1 protein-coding gene is annotated in these 569 nt (G+C 69.2%); it reads left to right on the top strand.

Features of this window, described 5'->3' with window-relative positions; all coding sequences use genetic code 11:
* The coding region (locus tag ACR0B3_RS24495; protein WP_480811310.1) for an ABC transporter ATP-binding protein at positions 1–569 on the top strand (569 nt) is incomplete at both ends.

A 569-nucleotide genomic window follows, 5' to 3' on the forward strand; every position in this document is an offset into this window, starting at 1 on the left:
GCTGGCCCCGGGCGAGGTGCTGGGCATTCTCGGCGAGAGCGGGTCGGGCAAGTCGGTGACGCTGAAGACGCTCTTGCGGCTCCTGCCCGAGAAAAAGACCCGCATCGGCGGGCAGGTGCGCGTCGACGGGCAGGACGTTCTGGCTCTGAACGGGCGGGCGCTGGCCGATCACCGGGGCGGGGTCGTGTCGATGATCTTCCAGGACCCGGCGCTGGCGCTGGACCCGGTCTATACCATCGGCCAGCAGATCGCGGAATCGGTGGTGCGCCACGAGGGGCTGAGCCAGCGCGACGCCATGGCGCGCGCGCTGGAGATGCTGGAGCTGGTGCGCATCCCCTCGGCCAAGCGGCGGCTGAAGGCCTATCCGCACGAGATGTCGGGCGGCATGCGCCAGCGGGCGATGATCGCGCTGGCGCTGGCCTGCAAGCCGAAGCTGCTGCTGGCGGACGAGCCGACCACCGCACTGGACGCCACGGTGCAGATCCAGGTGCTGCTCCTGCTGCGGGAATTGCAGAAGGAGATGGGCATGGGCGTGATCTTCGTCACCCATGATATCGGGGTGGCGGTGG

This window comes from Ruegeria sp. CE9 (genome assembly GCF_056537425.1).